This is a genomic window from Arcicella rosea, from assembly GCF_040543805.1.
Lineage (GTDB): Bacteria > Bacteroidota > Bacteroidia > Cytophagales > Spirosomataceae > Arcicella > Arcicella rosea.
On the sequence record NZ_JBEUMS010000004.1, the window covers coordinates 241,874 to 258,673 of the forward strand.

16 protein-coding genes are annotated in these 16,800 nt (G+C 34.5%); 4 read left to right on the forward strand and 12 right to left on the reverse strand.

Annotated elements, in window-relative coordinates:
* Positions 1-10: 10 nt before the first annotated feature.
* The 3 genes from ABID42_RS07290 to ABID42_RS07300 all read right to left on the reverse strand — a co-directional run bounded on the left by ABID42_RS07290 (position 11) and on the right by ABID42_RS07300 (position 2,310).
* On the reverse strand, positions 11-883 hold the full coding sequence (locus ABID42_RS07290; RefSeq protein WP_367283070.1) for an ABC transporter ATP-binding protein: 873 nt from the start codon (positions 881-883) through the stop codon (positions 11-13).
* 197 nt (positions 884-1,080) lie between these two features.
* Positions 1,081-1,440: a transmembrane 220 family protein gene (locus ABID42_RS07295; RefSeq protein WP_367283071.1), complete on the reverse strand. Its 360-nt coding sequence runs from the start codon at positions 1,438-1,440 to the stop codon at positions 1,081-1,083.
* A 138-nt stretch (positions 1,441-1,578) separates the two neighbouring features.
* Positions 1,579-2,310 carry a tetratricopeptide repeat protein gene (locus ABID42_RS07300; RefSeq protein ID WP_367283072.1) on the reverse strand — a complete coding sequence of 244 codons (732 nt, stop codon included), beginning with the start codon at positions 2,308-2,310 and terminating at the stop codon, positions 1,579-1,581.
* 466 nt (positions 2,311-2,776) lie between these two features.
* Between ABID42_RS07300 and fsa the strand changes: the two genes are divergently transcribed.
* Entirely contained in the window at positions 2,777-3,433 is a 657-nt protein-coding gene (gene fsa, locus ABID42_RS07305) for a fructose-6-phosphate aldolase (protein WP_323295119.1), read from the forward strand.
* Between the two features lie 286 nt (positions 3,434-3,719).
* On the opposite strand, the gene ABID42_RS07310 is transcribed toward fsa, so the two are convergent.
* The gene (locus ABID42_RS07310; RefSeq protein WP_367283073.1) at positions 3,720-6,137 is read right to left on the reverse strand and encodes a TonB-dependent receptor; all 2,418 of its coding nucleotides are present in this window, start codon (positions 6,135-6,137) and stop codon (positions 3,720-3,722) included.
* Positions 6,138-6,501: 364 nt separating this feature from the next.
* Between ABID42_RS07310 and ABID42_RS07315 the strand changes: the two genes are divergently transcribed.
* The 3 genes from ABID42_RS07315 to porX all read left to right on the forward strand — a co-directional run bounded on the left by ABID42_RS07315 (position 6,502) and on the right by porX (position 9,898).
* Positions 6,502-7,185: a cell division ATP-binding protein FtsE gene (locus ABID42_RS07315; protein WP_323688898.1), complete on the forward strand. Its 684-nt coding sequence runs from the start codon at positions 6,502-6,504 to the stop codon at positions 7,183-7,185.
* Positions 7,186-7,238: 53 nt separating this feature from the next.
* The gene (locus tag ABID42_RS07320; protein WP_367283074.1) at positions 7,239-8,225 is read left to right on the forward strand and encodes a DUF1028 domain-containing protein; all 987 of its coding nucleotides are present in this window, start codon (positions 7,239-7,241) and stop codon (positions 8,223-8,225) included.
* Between the two features lie 101 nt (positions 8,226-8,326).
* The gene (porX, locus tag ABID42_RS07325) at positions 8,327-9,898 is read left to right on the forward strand and encodes a T9SS response regulator signal transducer PorX (protein ID WP_323688896.1); all 1,572 of its coding nucleotides are present in this window, start codon (positions 8,327-8,329) and stop codon (positions 9,896-9,898) included.
* A gap of 123 nt (positions 9,899-10,021) precedes the next feature.
* Here porX and ABID42_RS07330 read toward each other — a convergent pair whose 3' ends face one another.
* The 8 genes from ABID42_RS07330 to gcvH all read right to left on the reverse strand — a co-directional run bounded on the left by ABID42_RS07330 (position 10,022) and on the right by gcvH (position 16,789).
* Positions 10,022-11,494: a Gfo/Idh/MocA family protein gene (locus tag ABID42_RS07330; protein ID WP_367283075.1), complete on the reverse strand. Its 1,473-nt coding sequence runs from the start codon at positions 11,492-11,494 to the stop codon at positions 10,022-10,024.
* A gap of 86 nt (positions 11,495-11,580) precedes the next feature.
* Complete coding sequence (locus ABID42_RS07335; protein WP_367283076.1) at positions 11,581-12,456, reverse strand: hypothetical protein; 876 nt, start codon at positions 12,454-12,456, stop codon at positions 11,581-11,583.
* Positions 12,457-12,503: 47 nt separating this feature from the next.
* Positions 12,504-12,809 (reverse strand): DUF4286 family protein, encoded by a 306-nt coding sequence (locus ABID42_RS07340; protein WP_367283077.1) that lies wholly within the window; start codon positions 12,807-12,809, stop codon positions 12,504-12,506.
* A 197-nt stretch (positions 12,810-13,006) separates the two neighbouring features.
* Positions 13,007-13,729 carry a gliding motility-associated ABC transporter permease subunit GldF gene (gene gldF, locus ABID42_RS07345; RefSeq protein WP_367283078.1) on the reverse strand — a complete coding sequence of 241 codons (723 nt, stop codon included), beginning with the start codon at positions 13,727-13,729 and terminating at the stop codon, positions 13,007-13,009.
* 64 nt (positions 13,730-13,793) lie between these two features.
* Complete coding sequence (locus tag ABID42_RS07350) at positions 13,794-14,327, reverse strand: DUF4199 domain-containing protein (protein ID WP_367283079.1); 534 nt, start codon at positions 14,325-14,327, stop codon at positions 13,794-13,796.
* Between the two features lie 3 nt (positions 14,328-14,330).
* Positions 14,331-14,882, reverse strand: coding sequence for a DUF4199 domain-containing protein (locus tag ABID42_RS07355; RefSeq protein WP_367283080.1), 552 nt, complete (start codon positions 14,880-14,882; stop codon positions 14,331-14,333).
* Between the two features lie 150 nt (positions 14,883-15,032).
* On the reverse strand, positions 15,033-16,301 hold the full coding sequence (locus ABID42_RS07360; protein ID WP_367283081.1) for a dihydroorotase: 1,269 nt from the start codon (positions 16,299-16,301) through the stop codon (positions 15,033-15,035).
* Positions 16,302-16,408: 107 nt separating this feature from the next.
* Positions 16,409-16,789, reverse strand: coding sequence for a glycine cleavage system protein GcvH (gcvH, locus tag ABID42_RS07365; protein WP_323688888.1), 381 nt, complete (start codon positions 16,787-16,789; stop codon positions 16,409-16,411).
* Between the last annotated feature and the right edge of the window lie 11 nt (positions 16,790-16,800).

The following is a 16,800-nucleotide window of genomic DNA, read 5'->3' on the forward strand; positions in this document are numbered from 1 at the left end:
TCGTGTTGGTTTAGGCATTAGCGAAAATTTTTGCAAAATAAACATCTTCTAAATCTCCATTGACGGCATTAAAAGTACCATCAGGATTACTGTCTGCCAACACATGAATGACTGGTGAACCGCCGATGAGTTTATCAGAAATCAGCGTGAAGTTTTTCTTATAATCTTCTAATTCTGCTTTATGAATACGTTTTCGCCAGATTTTTCCTTCAATTTCTTGAATAGCATCAAAAGGATTGCCTTTGTAAAGTACTTGTCCTTTATTAAAAACTGCCATATCTTGGCACAACTCTTTTACGTCTTCCACGATATGGGTAGAAAGTATCACAATGGTGTTTTCGCCTAATTCCGACAATAAATTCAAAAAACGATTGCGCTCAGCAGGGTCTAAACCAGCAGTGGGTTCGTCAACGATGATTAATTTAGGACTTGCTAAAAGCGCTTGAGCAATGCCAAAACGTTGTTTCATTCCACCAGAATATCCCCCTAAATTCTTTTTACGAGCATCCCAAAGATTGGTTTTTTGAAGTAACGATTCTACCAATTCTTTACGTTCTTTGGCATTGGTAATTCCTTTCAAAACTGCCAAATGATTCAATAAAGTAACCGCATCAACCTTTGGATACACACCAAATTCTTGTGGTAAATAACCAAGTGTTTTGCGTACTTCTTCTTTTTGAGTAAGCACATTAATATCGCCTAAAGTAATTGTGCCAGTATCAGCTTCTTGGAGTGTTGCGATGGTGCGCATTAAGGAAGATTTCCCTGCGCCGTTTGGTCCTAATAAACCAAACATTCCTTGATTGATAGTTAGATTAACGTTCTGAAGTGCTTGAACGCCATTGGAATAGGTTTTGTTCAGGTTTGTAATAGTAAGTTGCATAAAGTTTGGAGTTTGAATTTTATACAAATTACAATTTAACCTTTATTAATTGTTCTGTTTATGATGAATATGTTGATAATTAGATAAATGGCAAAAAAACAGGCAAAGCACAGAAAATATATTCCGAATACTTTGCCTATTTAACTTATGTTTTATAAAACTATTTTGAGAACTAAACACCAATAACTAATTTCTAATCACTTCTTAGGTTTGAAAAAATACATTCCCAGAAAAAGGATAAAAGCGAAAGTACAAATCCAAAGTCCGCAAGCTTCACGAGCTAATTCTTGATTGATGGTTTTCATGGATAATCCACCACCTTCCGAGAAAAAACCTTCCCAAGAAGTCATCTGTAGCCAAGTATTTAACCCTGCAACAAAAGACATAATGGTAACAACCACTAATAATTCTGGATTACTCTTTTCTTGGTAAGCTTTTATCGAACAATATGCCGCCACCAAATAAATCGGAATCCAAAGTACTGGGTCTGGGTCATTGTATTGCCAACCTGCAAAAAGTAAGAAAATCATGGTAAAAACTATTCCGAGGTATTTCATATTTATGAGTTGTGAGTTAAGAATTGTGAGTGGTGAGTTTTTTGAGTTTCGAGTGATGAGTTTTAAATATCATTACTTAATATAGGTATTCTAAACCTACAAGTAATTAAAGCTTACTGCTCAAAGCTTGTAGCTGACTTATTTACAAAAAGAATCTATCGCCAATTTAGCATCTGTATAACCCAAACGATTTGCCATTTTGAAACTTAAACAACTATCGTCCGACTGTCCTCTTTTTTGTTGAACAATCCCCAAACCGTAATATGCTTTAGCAAATTTGTTATCTGCTTTCACCGCCGCAGTAAAATCGGCTAAAGATTTATCAAAGTCACCAAATTGAAAGTAAATATTGCCACGATTATACAAAGCATTTACTTCTTTGGGATTTAATTGAATTGCTTTGTCGAAATCTACAATTGCTTCCTCAGATTTTTGCAAAGCAGCTAAGATAATTCCTCTTTTTACATACAATTCTGCTGTGTCTGGTTGGATAGTAATTGCTTTGGAGCAATCTTGAAAAGCACCTTCCCAATCCGATTTTTCCATTTTTACCGAAGCCCTGTTGAAGTAAGGTTGGTAATTGTTTGGGTCTAATTTAATGGCTTGTTCATAATCTAATAAGGCCGTTGTGAAATCTTTCAATTCAAAATTGGCTGCGCCACGCATATTGAAAGCTTTGGCATTATTGGGGTCTTTATCGATGGCTTGATTCAAGTATTCGATGGCTTCTCTGGCTTTCCCTTGCTTCAATTGTTCTTTTGCTTTTTCTAAAAAAGCATCAGAAGAACCCGTACAATTCACTAAAAGAATAGAAAAAGATGCTAAATAAAGCGAAAATGAAATTTTTTTTAAAATATTTTTGAATGTCATAATAGTATGTTAATTAACTGTAAATCAAAAGGTCATCGTATAAATCAGCCGAAATAGACTATATTTTATCAGAAAACTTTCCTCAAAGTTGCGGTGAAGGTTTTGAAAAAACAACAAAACCTGCCATCTTTGTGACGGCAAATTACCAGCTCCCTCCGAATCCCCCAGGTCTTGACCGAAGCAAGGGTAGGCAGGTTGTAGCGGTGAATTTGCCTTTTTTTGTTTTATGACCATTCCATTACTTCATCAAGCTTCAAAAAATTAACTTAAATTTATTTTTAGATTAATAGGAAAAATAACTGTTCTATACTGTTATAATTTTTTGAAAAAATGTCTGCTTTCTCAAATGCTTTTCCTAATTTTGTAAACAGTATTTACAAAGAATCAATATCAAGCTTTATTCCTTGAATTTACTTTCGTTTTTAATTAGCGTTTAACTAATATATTTCTCAAAAAACAAATCATCATGAAATTTTTTATTGACACAGCCAATCTCAAAGAAATCCAAGAAGCACAGGATTTAGGTGTATTAGACGGTGTAACAACCAATCCATCGTTAATGGCTAAAGAAGGTATTAGCGGTAAAAACAACGTTCTTAAACATTACAAAGCAATTTGTGATATCGTTGAGGGAGATGTTTCTGCGGAAGTAATTGCTACTGATTTTGAAGGAATGATTCGTGAAGGAGAAGAATTAGCAGAATTAGATGAGAAAATTGTTGTTAAAATTCCGATGATTAAAGACGGAGTGAAAGCATTGAAGTATTTCTCAGAAAAAGGAATTAAAACTAACTGTACGTTGATTTTCTCTGCTGGTCAAGCTTTATTGGCGGCAAAAGCGGGAGCTTCTTACGTTTCTCCATTCATTGGTCGTTTAGATGATATTTCATTCGACGGTATCCAATTAATCGAGCAAATTCGTACTATTTATGATAATTATGGTTTTGATACTGAAATTTTAGCAGCTTCAGTACGTAACCCAATTCATATTATTAGATGTGCTGAAATCGGTGCAGACGTTATGACGGGTCCACTTTCAGCAATGTTGGCATTATTGAACCATCCTTTGACGGATAGCGGTTTGGCTAAATTCTTAGCTGACCACGCTAAAACGAATGCTTAGTTAGCTTTCGGCTTTCGGAAGTCGGATTTCAGCTTTCTGAATCAATAAAAAAGCTCTTCAAACTTTGGTGTTTGAAGAGCTTTTTTATTGACTTTCGGATGTCTGCTTTCGGTCTTCGGACTTGTGAGCAAAATCTTTAAAATCTTAAAAACGAAACCAGAGCTCCAAAAGCCCAAGAACGAAAACAACATCTGAATTCTTTCCGAATGCCGAAATCCGACGACCGAAATCCAAAAGCAGAAATCCGATGACCGACCTCAGAAAGCACATTGCTCGCAGCTAAAAACTAATTAATCGGTACAAGTACCTTCACACTGATATTTCTTCCCATGTTATAAACACCTTGTCTGCCTGTTGTCTGATTCACATCCAAATACTTCAATCTACTTTGGTGGCTTTGATAAGTATTATCTAATAAATTATTGACGTTCAGGTAAATAGAAAATAAAGCTTTCTTTTTTAAATTAGTAATCGTAGCACCAGTTCCAACATTTACTAATGAATAAGCTGGTGTTTTTGTTTCTGTATTATAAGCTAAAAGTGCATTGTTTTGTTGTTGATTATGCTCTAATTCTACAGAGAAATAAGTGTTTCTCAGATGCTTTCCCAAAGTATTTTTTGTCAGTTTTACGTTACTCAACCATCTTGGCGGAGGCATAAATGGCAGGTACTTCGCAGAATCATTTTTAGCAGAAATATTTACCCCATTTACAGAAGAATAACTTTGTGTAAAACTAAACCAACGTGCCGAAGCAGGATTATAAGTAACTACAGCTTCTAATCCCAAAAGTCTGGCATTTCCTTGTTGATAACGAAAAACGGGTACTCCATTGATGATAGAATCTTTTCCAGAAATATTCTGTACACGTTCTGAAAAAGTATAATGATTGATACGATTACTGAACAAATTTAGATCAATGTAGAGCGAACTATTTTCAAAAGTAAGCCCTAAATCATTTTGTAATGACACTTCAGATTGTTGATTAATATTCCCGATTTCGTAACGGAAAGTACCTGCATGTTCACCATTCGATGAAATTTCTGGTACCGATGGCGCTCTAAAACCTCTGGCAACGTTCGTTTTTACAGAAAGTAAATGATTGATTTTATAAACTGCACCAAAACTTCCTGTAGCATTTTGAAATGTTTTGTTGAAACCAGCGAAACGTTCGCTAGTGTTGGCAGATGGTTTGGTTTGAAATTTTCCTTCAGAATCAATGTATAATTTATGAATATCTAATTGACGAATGTCAAATCTTAATCCGCCACTTATGATTAACTTATTGAATTTCTTTTTTGAAAATACAAATACGCCATTATCGAATAAATTGAAATTAGGGTACAAGGTTTCATTACCACGATTGTTCATCGTTTGTGCCATGCCATTTGTTCCGATTGTAACTTCAAAATTATTTTTTTCTGGGAAGTTAAATCTTGCATCATAATAAAGTGTTTGCAAATAGAAGTACAAATCGGCTTCAAAAGGCTTTAAAACATTGCCGTATTCTCTTCTGTGATTTTGTGAATAAGCTACATTCAAACTCAAAGAACTTTTTCCTAACATTAAATAATTGTTCCACGAGACTTTATAATTACTTAAAGATTGTGAATTGGAAGGATTGATTGAAGGATTTTTTAATTCTTCTTCTGATACTCTAACGGTCTTACTTTGCCCATTTATCACTATTTGTTTTGAAAAAAATCCTTCAGCGTCTCTTGTTCCATCTATGATATTAATATCTTGTCCAAATTTTGAAAAATAGATTCTTGAAAAGCCCCATTTTTTGTTTAAACCAATCATTCCAGAATAGTTAAGTTCTTGAAATTTAGAACCATTCACTAAACCATCGAAAGCATTTTGATAATTTCCAGCGTTTTTATTGCTCAATCTACTTGTCCAAACAAAACCATTTTTATTACCACCCAGATTTACCGAAAATCCGTGTAAACCATTGTTGGTCTGATAATTATACAAAACATTTCCATTGATTTTGTCAGATTCTGTCGGTGTTGGTGAAATCACAGAAATTACTCCACCCAAGCCATCAGAACCATACATTAATGAACCCGCACCACGAATAATTTCATAACGTTCTATTGAAAACTCATCAATATGTAAACTATGTTCTTCGCCCCATTGATTATCTTCTTGGCGAACGCCATCATGAACAGTAATTACTCTATTGAAGCCCAATCCACGAATAATCGGTTTTGAAAGTGTTGGTCCAGTCATGATTTGCGAAACACCAGGCAATTTCACAATCGCATCTACTAAATTGGTTGAAGTACTTTGTAACCACTGTGCTCTTGAAAGTGCTGCAATTGGCACTGGACTTTCTTTTACTAACGTTTTAATGCCTGCGCCAGTTATTACTACTTCTTCTAAGGAAGTAGCAGAATTTTCCATTTCAAAATCTTGCTTTGTTGCGTTTTTTACGTTTACTTTTTTTGTGATAGTTTTTAAAGAAACATAGCTTACTTGTAGCGTAAATTCACCTTTTGGCAAGTTTTTGATTTGATAAAAACCATTCACATCTGTACTTGTTCCAGTTCGTAACTCAGGAATATAAACGTTCGCTCCGATAATCACTTCGTTGGTTTCATTCAGCAATACTTTACCTGAAATGATATTTTGCCCAAAGGATTCACTCAAACTAAAGCAACAAATAATGAAATAAAGTATTGGTTTGAAAAAGTTTCTCATTTTGTGATTCTAATTAATAGTTTAGATTAGTCTAAAAATTATTCAAATGTAAGTCATAAAAATTAATTAGCTATCATAAAATATAAGTTTTTTTTATTTTTCCTGATGAATGATAAGATGAATGGCTTTGTAAATCAGATGATTAATGAATTTGGAACTGCCTCAAGAAGAAAGTTGGCGAACATCTTGCTTAGATGAATATTGTCAGTAAAGTATTCTGAAATATTTTTCAAGAAAATTTTCAGCAGGAATTTAGACGATAATCTACCGTGTTCTTTAGGGGAAATTAGCGGACTAAACACAAAAAGTATTTATTGTTATCATTTTGTCAGTATATTTGAAAAAATAACATATCAAGCAAAAAATGTTTACATCAGAACCCGTAGTTGTCATTCAGAGTGCATTTATATATCAAAACGAGCGAATTGTTTTAAACGACGTTAACTTTAGTATTAACAAAGGAGAATTTGTTTTTTTAATAGGAAGAACAGGAAGTGGCAAAAGTTCGTTACTAAAAACATTATATGCTGATCTTTGGCTTCAACAAGGAAAAGCAAAAGTGGCGGGGTTTACTATCGAAACAATGAAAGCAGCCGAACGTCCTTTTCTTCGCCGAAAAATTGGTGTCGTTTTTCAGGACTTTCAGTTGTTTATGGATAGAAATGTTCAAGAAAATTTGATGTGGGTTTTGGAAGCAACAGGTTGGACTGATAGTGCCAGAATGAAAGCTAGAGTTGCAGAAGTACTCATGCAAGTAGGTATGTCAACTTCTCGTGATAAAATGCCCCATCAACTTTCGGGTGGTGAACAACAAAGAGTAGTAATTGCCAGAGCCTTATTAAATGAACCGCAAATACTCTTTGCCGATGAACCAACTGGAAATCTTGACCCTGAAGTATCAGGTCAAATTATTGAGCTTTTCCATGAAATCAACAAAGCTGGAACGGCAATTTTAATGGCTACGCACGATTTTGATATGATTCGTAAATTCCCTGCTCGTATTCTGAAATGTGAAAATGGACATGTGAAAGAACAACCTCAAGTGTAAATTATTTAGAAGTATTTTGTCGGAAAAATATCGCAATTAATAATTTTAAACCTATGAAAAAAGTATTAACATTGATAACGTTTCTTTATTTTACGAGTAATACTTTCGCTCAATTTTCTAAAAACTCAGAGCCTTTTGCACATACATTTTCAATCGTCGCTCGTGATACCAAAACTGGAGAAATGGCTGTTGGAGTACAAAGCCACTGGTTTAGTGTTGGAACGGCGGTTTCATGGGGACAAGCTGGCGTTGGAGTAGTTGCTACACAAAGTTTTGTGAATAAATCATTCGGAATAAGAGGTTTGGCATTAATGAAAAATGGCAAAACTGCTCAAGAAACAATGGATATTTTATTGTCGAATGATGGAGGAAAGGATGTTCGCCAAGTTGGTATAATCGACGCTAAAGGAAACGTTGCAGTGCATACTGGTAAGAATTGTGTAGATTTTGCAGGACATATTAAAGGCACAAATTATTCAGTACAGAGTAATATGATGTTGAATAATAAAGTACCTGCAGCTATGGCTAAGGCTTTTGAAGACAACTGGAAATTACCTTTAGCAGAAAGAGTATTGAAAGCCTTGGAAGCTGGACAAGCCGTGGGAGGCGATATCAGAGGAAAACAATCGGCGGCTTTATTAGTTGTAAAAGGTACTTCAACCAACAAACCTTGGGATGAAGACCATTTGGTAGATTTGCGAGTTGACGACCACCAAACACCTTTGGTTGAATTAGCTAGATTATTGAAAATTAAAAGAGCTTACGACCACATGGATGCTGGTGATTTAGCCACTGAAACCAACAATATGAAAAAAGCCACGGATGAGTACAATGCTGCTATGAAACTATTTCCAAATAATTTAGAAATGCAATATTGGACAGCCATTACAATGGCAAATAACAAAAGTATTATCAAAGCTTCGGAGATACTTCACAAGATTTATTTGAAAGAACCCAATTGGCGAGAAATGACAAAACGCTTGCCGAAAGCAGGATTATTAAAAGTTTCGGACTTGGATTTTAAAGAATTGACGAGATAATATTTAACTAAAATTAACAAAAAATACAGCAATAAAACGCTGTATTTTCCATTTTAAGTGAACAGTACTGAAATCAGTACTTGAAAACAATCCATTTTATTATGCAATATTCAATTCTGTGGGCTGACGATGAAATCGATTTGCTTAAGCCATATATTATGTTTTTGACCCAAAAAGGCTACGATGTTACACCTGTAAATTCTGGTGCGGATGCTTTAGAGGAAGTAGAAAAAAAGAAATTTGATGTAGTTTTTTTGGATGAAAATATGCCCGGAATGACGGGGCTAGAAGTACTTCCTAAAATCAAACAATTGAAGCCCAATTTACCAGTTGTGATGATTACCAAATCGGAAGAAGAGGATATTATGGAGGAGGCAATCGGTTCAAAAATCGCTGATTATTTAATTAAGCCGTTGAATCCCAATCAGATACTTCTTTCTGTAAAGAAAATATTAGATAAGAAAAGATTAGAAGAAGAAAAAACAAATCTTTCATATCAGCAAGAATTCCGTCAATTAGCGATGCGCTATCAAGATAAGATGGATCATGCTGAATGGGCCGATGTCTATAAAAAATTACTTTTCTGGGAATTGGAAATCGATAGAACTGAAAACAAGTCGATGGCAGAAGTAATGAATATGCAGAAGTCTGAAGCGAATGCTAACTTCTCAAGATTTATCACTGAAAATTATGAAAATTGGTTGAACGAACCAAAAGGGAATAATCCAGTTTTATCGCATCAATTGATGAGAAAAAAAGTATTTCCTTTACTCAGAGAAGATTCTCCGCTTTTCTTTGTTTTGATTGATAACTTGCGCTTTGACCAATGGAAAGTTTTAGAAGGTTTGATTCAAGATTATTTTTCAGTTGAAGAAGAATCAACTTATTATTCTATTTTACCAACTACCACAGCTTATGCTAGAAATTCAATTTTCTCAGGTTTGATGCCTTCTGAAATTGAAAAACAATATCCAAAACATTGGGTGCAGGATATTGGAGATAGTGAAGACGAAGAAGGTTTTAACCAACATGAAGAGTTTTTCTTTCAGGAACAAATTCGTAAAAGTAGAATGCCTTTTCCTGTAAAATCTTCTTACCATAAAGTTATTCATAATAATCAAGGGAAAAGTTTGGTAGAGAATTTCTCGAAATTGTCACAAAATCATCTTAATGTGGTGGTGTATAACTTTGTGGATATGCTTTCTCATGCTAGAACAGACATGGCAATGATTAAAGAATTAGCGCCAGATGAATCAGGTTATAGAAGTTTAACCGCAAGTTGGTTTACACACTCACCTTTGTTTGATTTACTGAAAAAGATTTCTGACAAAAAAGGAAGATTAATTATCACGACCGACCACGGAATGATTCGTGTACAGAATCCAGTGAAAATTGTAGGCGACCGTTCAGTGAATACCAATTTACGTTATAAACAAGGAAGAAACTTAAACTGGGACGAGGAAAACCATTTATTAGTTTGTAGAAAACCAGAACGTTTTTTCTTACCTAAAGTAAATGTTTCGACTACTTATGTGTTCACAAAAGAAGATTACTTCTTTGCGTATCCAAACAATTATAATCATTATGTCAGCCATTATAGAAATACTTTTCAGCATGGTGGGATTTCGTTAGAAGAATGTATTATTCCATTTGTGTATTTAACGGCGAAATAATTTATAAATATTGAGTAATTCCTGCATTTAGAAATCACAAAAGCGGTCGAAAAACTAATTTTCGACCGCTTTTGTTGATTTTAAAATGCAGGTAACTCATATTTTGATTAAGAGTTGAGGAAACTACAAATCCGCAATTTTCCAGCCTTCACGATATTCACGACCAACGAATTGGTTTGCATCATCAAAGTTTGTGATTTTCATATCGCCACCATTCCAGATTAATTTATTTCTTCCGTAGAAATCAAAATTACCTCTTTCATTCTTTTTGCGAAGCATATAACTACGAATTGCCAAATTACCCATTAAAACAGTTTCGGTAAGTGGACCAGAATAATCGAAAGATGAAGTCAAGCCTTTATGTGCTTTACTGTCATAACCCGCTTTACAAGCTTCTGTCCAACTAATTTGATGACCGTATTCAGGTAAAGATTTTACCTCGCTTGCTGGTGCTTTTGGCATTTCAATTCTTTCACCTGAATTCAAGTAAATTTTAGGGTCATTTCCATACATACCAATAGTCATGATGCCTTTGGTTCCCGTCAAAATAATACCATTTGCTCCGCCATCGTTACTGATTGCTTCATTGGCTGGAATTAAATCTGGGTGCATTGGTCTGATTCCACCATCCATCCAAATCATTTTCATGGGTGATTTATTCTTTTTAGTAGCAGGGAATTTAATCTCGACGTGTGATGATGGCGGACAACCTTCAGGAATATATTCAGGCGTCCAATCTTTGATAAATACAGCACCAACACTACATTCTACTTCGGTTGGATAACCTAAACCTAAAATTCTAAAAGCAGAGTCAATTGTATGGCAACCAATATCACCCAAAGCACCAGTACCAAAATTCCACCAACCACGCCATTTGAATGGGTGATAAAGCGGATGATAATCTACCCATTGAGCTGGCCCAACCCAAGTATCCCAATCTTTAGGAGCCATCGAATCTACCAAAGGTGGTTTATCTGTAGGAACAGGAATTCCCTGAGGCCAAACTGGGCGATTTGTCCAGATATTTACGGTATGCACATTGCCGATTTTCCCTTCTTCAAACCATTTAATCGCAACGTTTTGTGCAGGGTTTGAAGAACCCTGATTTCCCATTTGAGTAACAACTTTGTATTTTCTAGCCGCATTTGTTAGCAATCTTGCTTCAGCGATATTATGTGTCAATGGTTTTTGTACATATACATGTTTTCCCATTTGCATACATTGCATAGCTGCATAAGCATGGAAATGGTCGGGAGTAGAAATCGTTACGGCATCAATGTCCGAACGCATTTCATCTAACATTACTCTGAAATCACGGTATTTTTTGGCATTAGGGAATTTGTCAAAAGCAGTTTTAGCTCTTGCAAAATCTACATCGCAGAGAGCAACTACATTAGAAGCTCCATTATTATAAGCATTGATAATATCTGAAGTCCCTTTACCACCAGCACCAATGGCTGCGATATTGAGCTTATCGCTTGGAGCAATAAAACCTTTTCCGAGTACATGGCGAGGTACAATAAAAAAACTTCCCAAAGCCAATGAACTCGTTTTGAGGAAATCCCGTCTTGAGTTTTGTTGTTTAGAATCTGACATAATTAAATTGGATTTTGTTTGAGAATAATGCCACAAATTAGCTTTATTATCCCAAATAATTATCCTGATTTAACGATAAAATAGTATTATTTACTCAGTTTTAAATGGTAAGAAATAACAGGAAGCAAATAGGGGGTATTATCAAAATCAGAAAAGCCAGTAGGAAGTATAACACTCAAATCAAAAGCATGTTTTTGCCTATCAAAACGTAATCCCCCGGAAAGTAAAAAACCATCTTCTACGCTTAATCCATTTCCAACAGCGAAGAAATTTTCAGTAAAAAAAGTAAGATTTGAAGATACTTTCTTCATGTAGCCAACTGAAAGCCCGAAGCCACCATTTACACCTTCTGTAAAAAATATAGGACTTACATTGAAAAAGTTTTCCTTTTTACCGAAGCTAAAAGATGGAATAATGATAGAAGTGCTTCCAATGTTTCTTCCGCCAATGTGATTCCCTGTAACAGAGAAGTTAAATTTTTCTTTAGCTATGATATTTAGCTTTGCTTTTAGCGAATAAAATTGTGTCGGGACAATAGTCAAAAAGCCAAATCCTATACTAAATCTATCGCCCATAGCTGCGGCGAACTCACTATAATAGAATAAAGTGTTATGATATTCAATCGCTTCTTTTTCCATTGCAAAACCAGTAGGAGCAACAAGAAGTCGATTAACAAAACGGTTAGGATAATAAGGTTTATCGCTTGTAGGTTTGTTTTTATCGTAGAATTCAACACTTAAAATCTGAGTAACATCAACGGTTACTAAACCCAAATTTTCCGTTTGAATTTTACTTTGAACAGTATTTTGTTCGATAATTCTGCCTAATAATTGTGTGCCATCTTTCAAACGAATGATGTAAATGTTAGTCTTGTTTTTTGTGGAATCAGTTTTGTAATAATCTTGTGCACTTACAGTAAAACAGGCTGAAAGAAGGATCAATAAGAGTAAAAGTTTTTTCATCGTCGGTTGTAGTTAAATAGAAGAGATTTGAATTTTAAGCGTACTAACTATGAAATATCTTGTAGTAAACTTGGAAAGAAAACGTATTTTCCTCGATAACGTTTATCTACAGCATCATTCAAATCGTCTAAATAATCATTTTCAAAAACTTCAAAGCCTTCGATACTGTCGAAAAAATATTGGAATGAATAAGTAACGCCACCGTTATCAATTTCCGTTAATAGCTTCAAAATTTTAAAGCTTTTCGGAAAACCTGTCATCATTACATTTGGAACGTGCGTATTTCGCATCCAATCCAAAAAATCCTGTTCTGAATTGACGTCGATATTATATGTAATATTGTGAAATAACATAAAGTTGAATAATTGTGAATGAGTGATTTAGTGAGTTGTGGTTTTGTCCTCTTAGGATAATTATATCAAATAATTGACTTCTAAAAGCTTATTTCTTACATCTTCAAGTCCTCAAGTCTAAAAATCCTTAAGTCTTGACTCTAAAATCTTTCTTCTTGTGTCCTCAAATCCTAAAGTCTTCAAGTCCTAAAAAGTCCTTATCTAATCGTCGATAATTTCAATTTAGTCCCCCAAAGAGCTAAGAAAATGACCGAGATAAAATAAATAACATTTCTGGAATCAATCAAACCTCTTCCAAGAGCATCGTATTGATAATCTAAACCAAATTGAGCAAAAATATAGGCAAAATCACCTAAGAAAGACAATTGTGCTAATTGCCCGATACCATAGTAAAGAATCAAACAAATGGTAAATGCTAAAATAAAAGCTGTTACTTGGTTGTCTGTCAAAGAAGAAGTAAATATACCAATTGCCGCAAAAACACAAGCCAAAAAGAAAAGTCCTAAATATGAACTCAGCACTGCGGCAGAATCAATATTTCCTTGCGGATTTCCTAGTTGATAAACCGAATAATAATATAAAGCAGTGGGTAAAAGCGCTAGAAAAACCAAATAGCAACTAGCAAAGTATTTTCCTAAAATGATTTGCCAAGTTGAAAGTGGTTTGGTAAAGAGTAATTCAATTGTGCCAGATTTTACTTCTTCTGCAAAAGCCCGCATCGTAGTAGCAGGAATCAAAAACAAGAAAATAAAAGGAGCAATCTGAAAGAATGAAGATAAATCTGCAAAGCCATAATCAAGAATATTATCTTTAAAAAACCATACGAACAATCCTGTTGCGGTAAAAAAAACACCGATAACGATATAACCAACAATTGAACTTAGGAAAGTATTTACTTCTTTTTTGAAGATTTGATACATGGTAATTTAAATTTGATAATGAATTCTGTGCTCTGCTATCAATAACTCTACAGCTTAGGAAAGATTATTCAAAAATTGATTTTTCTTTTTTAAGAATGGCAGAAATCACGAGAGCAATTACTAAACCACCAATAAAGCCTATTAAAACGGTAAAAATAAAAGTAAGGCTTGGGTCGGTTGCATAAGAAATGATTTTTTCGTTCAATTCCATTTGTGCATCCGTAGCACCTTGTTCTTCCATTTTTTGTCTCATCAAATTGGCTTGTTTCACCATTTCAGAATTATCAATGTATTTTACATAAATAATATTGAAACCACCAGAAACAACACCCCAAATAGCACCAGAAAGTAAACCAATTCCTAAACCTTCACTATAGCTCATATAGCCATTATTTTGACTCTTGTAGTCGTTCATGGCTAATACTTGTATCAAACAAGTGAAGGCAAAAGCGATTAAAAATAAAAAGAAACCAATGGATATGTTTTCACTGTTTTTAACGCCTAAAAGTTGTGTAGCGACAGATAAAATAATGGAGATAATTCCTGCAATAAGTCCCCATTTTAAGGCAATTCTTGTAGTTGTAGTTTGGTTTTCCATTGTTTAAGGTTTTTTTATGTATTGATATTGTCTTCTAAAATACAAAGAAATCATAATAGAAACTAAGACACCCAATGGAGTTTTTCCTTTTAAGCCAATTATTTCGTCGATAGCGATGTCTTTCGGGGATAAGATTTTAAAAGCTTCAACAATTGTATTAAAAGATGCAATTCCCATTTCTTTAACGTAGCCGTTTTTTACGGCTGGAACATTTAGCATATCAATTGTCTGCTTGATATAATCTGCCAAAATAGTATTTCCACTAGCACTTAACCAAAAGTATAAACCCAAAGCACTTACACAAGCTCCGAAAATATTGGTCAGATTGGCTACGGCAAATCCTTCCCAAAAATGAAGTGTTTCATCAGGATTACTCTTGCGATAATTTTTTACAGCCAAAACCATCACAATAATGCTGAAAAACATTGAAGGTGCTTTTTTGCCATCCAAAGGAATTTGCCCTAAATTATTAATCAACAGACAGTACGCCAAAGTAAGTAGCCCAGCAATAAAACCGTATATGATAATTGTTTTTGTGAACGATTTGTTAAACATTTTTGTGTTGGTAAAATGATGATTTAGCTTTGAGAAGTGAGCTATCAGCTTTTTTGTATGTCAAGAAAATCATTGCCAAAAAAACTTGTTATAAAAGCCTTTAACTTTTAATTGTATAAAAACTCAAAGCTTACAGCTCAAGGCTCATAGCTAAATAATTACTCTTATCGCTTTTCCTCTTAATGTTTTGCCGATAAAAGGAGAGTTTTTAGAAGCAGAAATGATTTTTTTCTCACGATAAACCCATTCTTCATCTTCAGAGAAAACAGTCAAATTGGCTTTTTCTCCAACTGCAATGCTTGGAATAGGAAGTTGGAGAATTTTGCGAGGATTCACGGTGATTTTTTCAATCAATTCTTCTAGCGAAATTTTTTCGTTATAAGTATTGATAGCTGCGAAAAGGGTTTCTAAACCAATTACGCCAAATTCAGCCATGTCGAATTCTAATTTTTTAGATTCTTGGTCTTGCGGATTATGGTCAGAAGCGATAGCATCAATTGTTCCATCTTCTAAACCTTCCCAAAGTGCATCAAGGTCTTCTTGTGTACGGAAAGGAGGATTTACTTTGAAATTAGTGTTGAAATCTGCCAAATCATTTTCGGTAAAGCAAAGCTGATGCGCATAAACATCACAAGTAATTGGCAAGCCAATATCTTTACCCATTCTGATTAAATTGACAGATTCAGCAGAAGATATTCCAGAGAAATGTAAAATACTTTTATCTACAGGCAATTCTGTAAAAGGCGTATTCAAAACATATTCCAGAAGTTTTAAATCACGCATTAGCATAATTTCTTCTGCCATTTGTGGCATTCCTTTCATGCCTAAAAACGTACTCATAATACCATCGTGCATTTGTCCGAAATGAGTAAGGTTACTGTCTTCGGGACGATTGATAAGTACTCCACCAAATTGTGAAAGGTATTGTAATGTTTTTAAGAAAATATCTGGATTTTGGATTGGATGTTCACCATCTGTAAAAGCTACTGCACCCGCTTGGTGAAGGTCAATCATTTCAGTGAAATCTTTTCCTTCGCATTTTAACGTAACTGCCGCCATTGGGTGAAACTTGATTTTTTCACCAGCTCTTTTCAAATAATTGACACTCTCACGAGATTGAACGACAGGCTTGGTATTAGGTAATAAAGCGATTTCTGAAAAACCACCTGCTAAGGCTGCGGCTTCCATCGATTGAAAACTCTCTTTGTATTCGTTGCCAGGTTCTTTTGGATGAACTCGCAAATCGAACCAACCAATTGATACACAAATATTTTTACCTTCAATGATTTCATCTGCTTCTAAATTGATGTCATTTTCTATGTGAAGAATGTTACCATTTTCGACAAAAATATCTTTCACCTGACCGTTGAGGTCGCTGTTTTTACTAACTATTTTAACGGAACGAATAAGAGTTTTCATATTTATGTTTTACCACAGATTGAAAAAAAGAGATTGTTTTGATCTTGGGCTTTTTGTATCAAAAAAAAGCCCTGATTGTCAGGGCTTTATAAAGTATCTGTTTTGGATTAATGTCCAACGTGTTCTTTGTAAGTATCTGCATCCATCAAAGCTTCAACATCAGCGATGTTAGCAACCTTCATTTTAATCATCCAACCTTCACCAAAAGGGTCAGAATTTACTAATTCAGGCGCATTAACTAAAGCCTCGTTTACTTCTAAAATTTCACCAGCGATTGGTAAAAATAAATCAGAAACAGTTTTAACGGCTTCTACTGAACCAAAAATTTCGTCTTGTGCTAAGGTTTGTCCTGCTGTTTCAATTTCTACATATACAATATCACCTAATTCACTTTGTGCAAAATCTGTGATGCCTACTGTAGCAATATCACCTTCTAATTTTACCCATTCGTGTTCTTTTGTATAACGAAGCTCTGCTGGAAAATTCATCTCTGTCGGTT

Coding starts and splice junctions, on each gene's coding strand:
- ABID42_RS07290 (WP_367283070.1), bottom strand. CDS start 883: ATGCAACTTACTATTACAAACCTGAACAAAACCTATTCCAATGGCGTT.
- ABID42_RS07295 (WP_367283071.1), bottom strand. CDS start 1,440: ATGAAATACCTCGGAATAGTTTTTACCATGATTTTCTTACTTTTTGCA.
- ABID42_RS07300 (WP_367283072.1), bottom strand. CDS start 2,310: ATGACATTCAAAAATATTTTAAAAAAAATTTCATTTTCGCTTTATTTA.
- fsa (WP_323295119.1), top strand. CDS start 2,777: ATGAAATTTTTTATTGACACAGCCAATCTCAAAGAAATCCAAGAAGCA.
- ABID42_RS07310 (WP_367283073.1), bottom strand. CDS start 6,137: ATGAGAAACTTTTTCAAACCAATACTTTATTTCATTATTTGTTGCTTT.
- ABID42_RS07315 (WP_323688898.1), top strand. CDS start 6,502: ATGTTTACATCAGAACCCGTAGTTGTCATTCAGAGTGCATTTATATAT.
- ABID42_RS07320 (WP_367283074.1), top strand. CDS start 7,239: ATGAAAAAAGTATTAACATTGATAACGTTTCTTTATTTTACGAGTAAT.
- porX (WP_323688896.1), top strand. CDS start 8,327: ATGCAATATTCAATTCTGTGGGCTGACGATGAAATCGATTTGCTTAAG.
- ABID42_RS07330 (WP_367283075.1), bottom strand. CDS start 11,494: ATGTCAGATTCTAAACAACAAAACTCAAGACGGGATTTCCTCAAAACG.
- ABID42_RS07335 (WP_367283076.1), bottom strand. CDS start 12,456: ATGAAAAAACTTTTACTCTTATTGATCCTTCTTTCAGCCTGTTTTACT.
- ABID42_RS07340 (WP_367283077.1), bottom strand. CDS start 12,809: ATGTTATTTCACAATATTACATATAATATCGACGTCAATTCAGAACAG.
- gldF (WP_367283078.1), bottom strand. CDS start 13,729: ATGTATCAAATCTTCAAAAAAGAAGTAAATACTTTCCTAAGTTCAATT.
- ABID42_RS07350 (WP_367283079.1), bottom strand. CDS start 14,327: ATGGAAAACCAAACTACAACTACAAGAATTGCCTTAAAATGGGGACTT.
- ABID42_RS07355 (WP_367283080.1), bottom strand. CDS start 14,882: ATGTTTAACAAATCGTTCACAAAAACAATTATCATATACGGTTTTATT.
- ABID42_RS07360 (WP_367283081.1), bottom strand. CDS start 16,301: ATGAAAACTCTTATTCGTTCCGTTAAAATAGTTAGTAAAAACAGCGAC.
- gcvH (WP_323688888.1), bottom strand. CDS start 16,789: ATGAATTTTCCAGCAGAGCTTCGTTATACAAAAGAACACGAATGGGTA.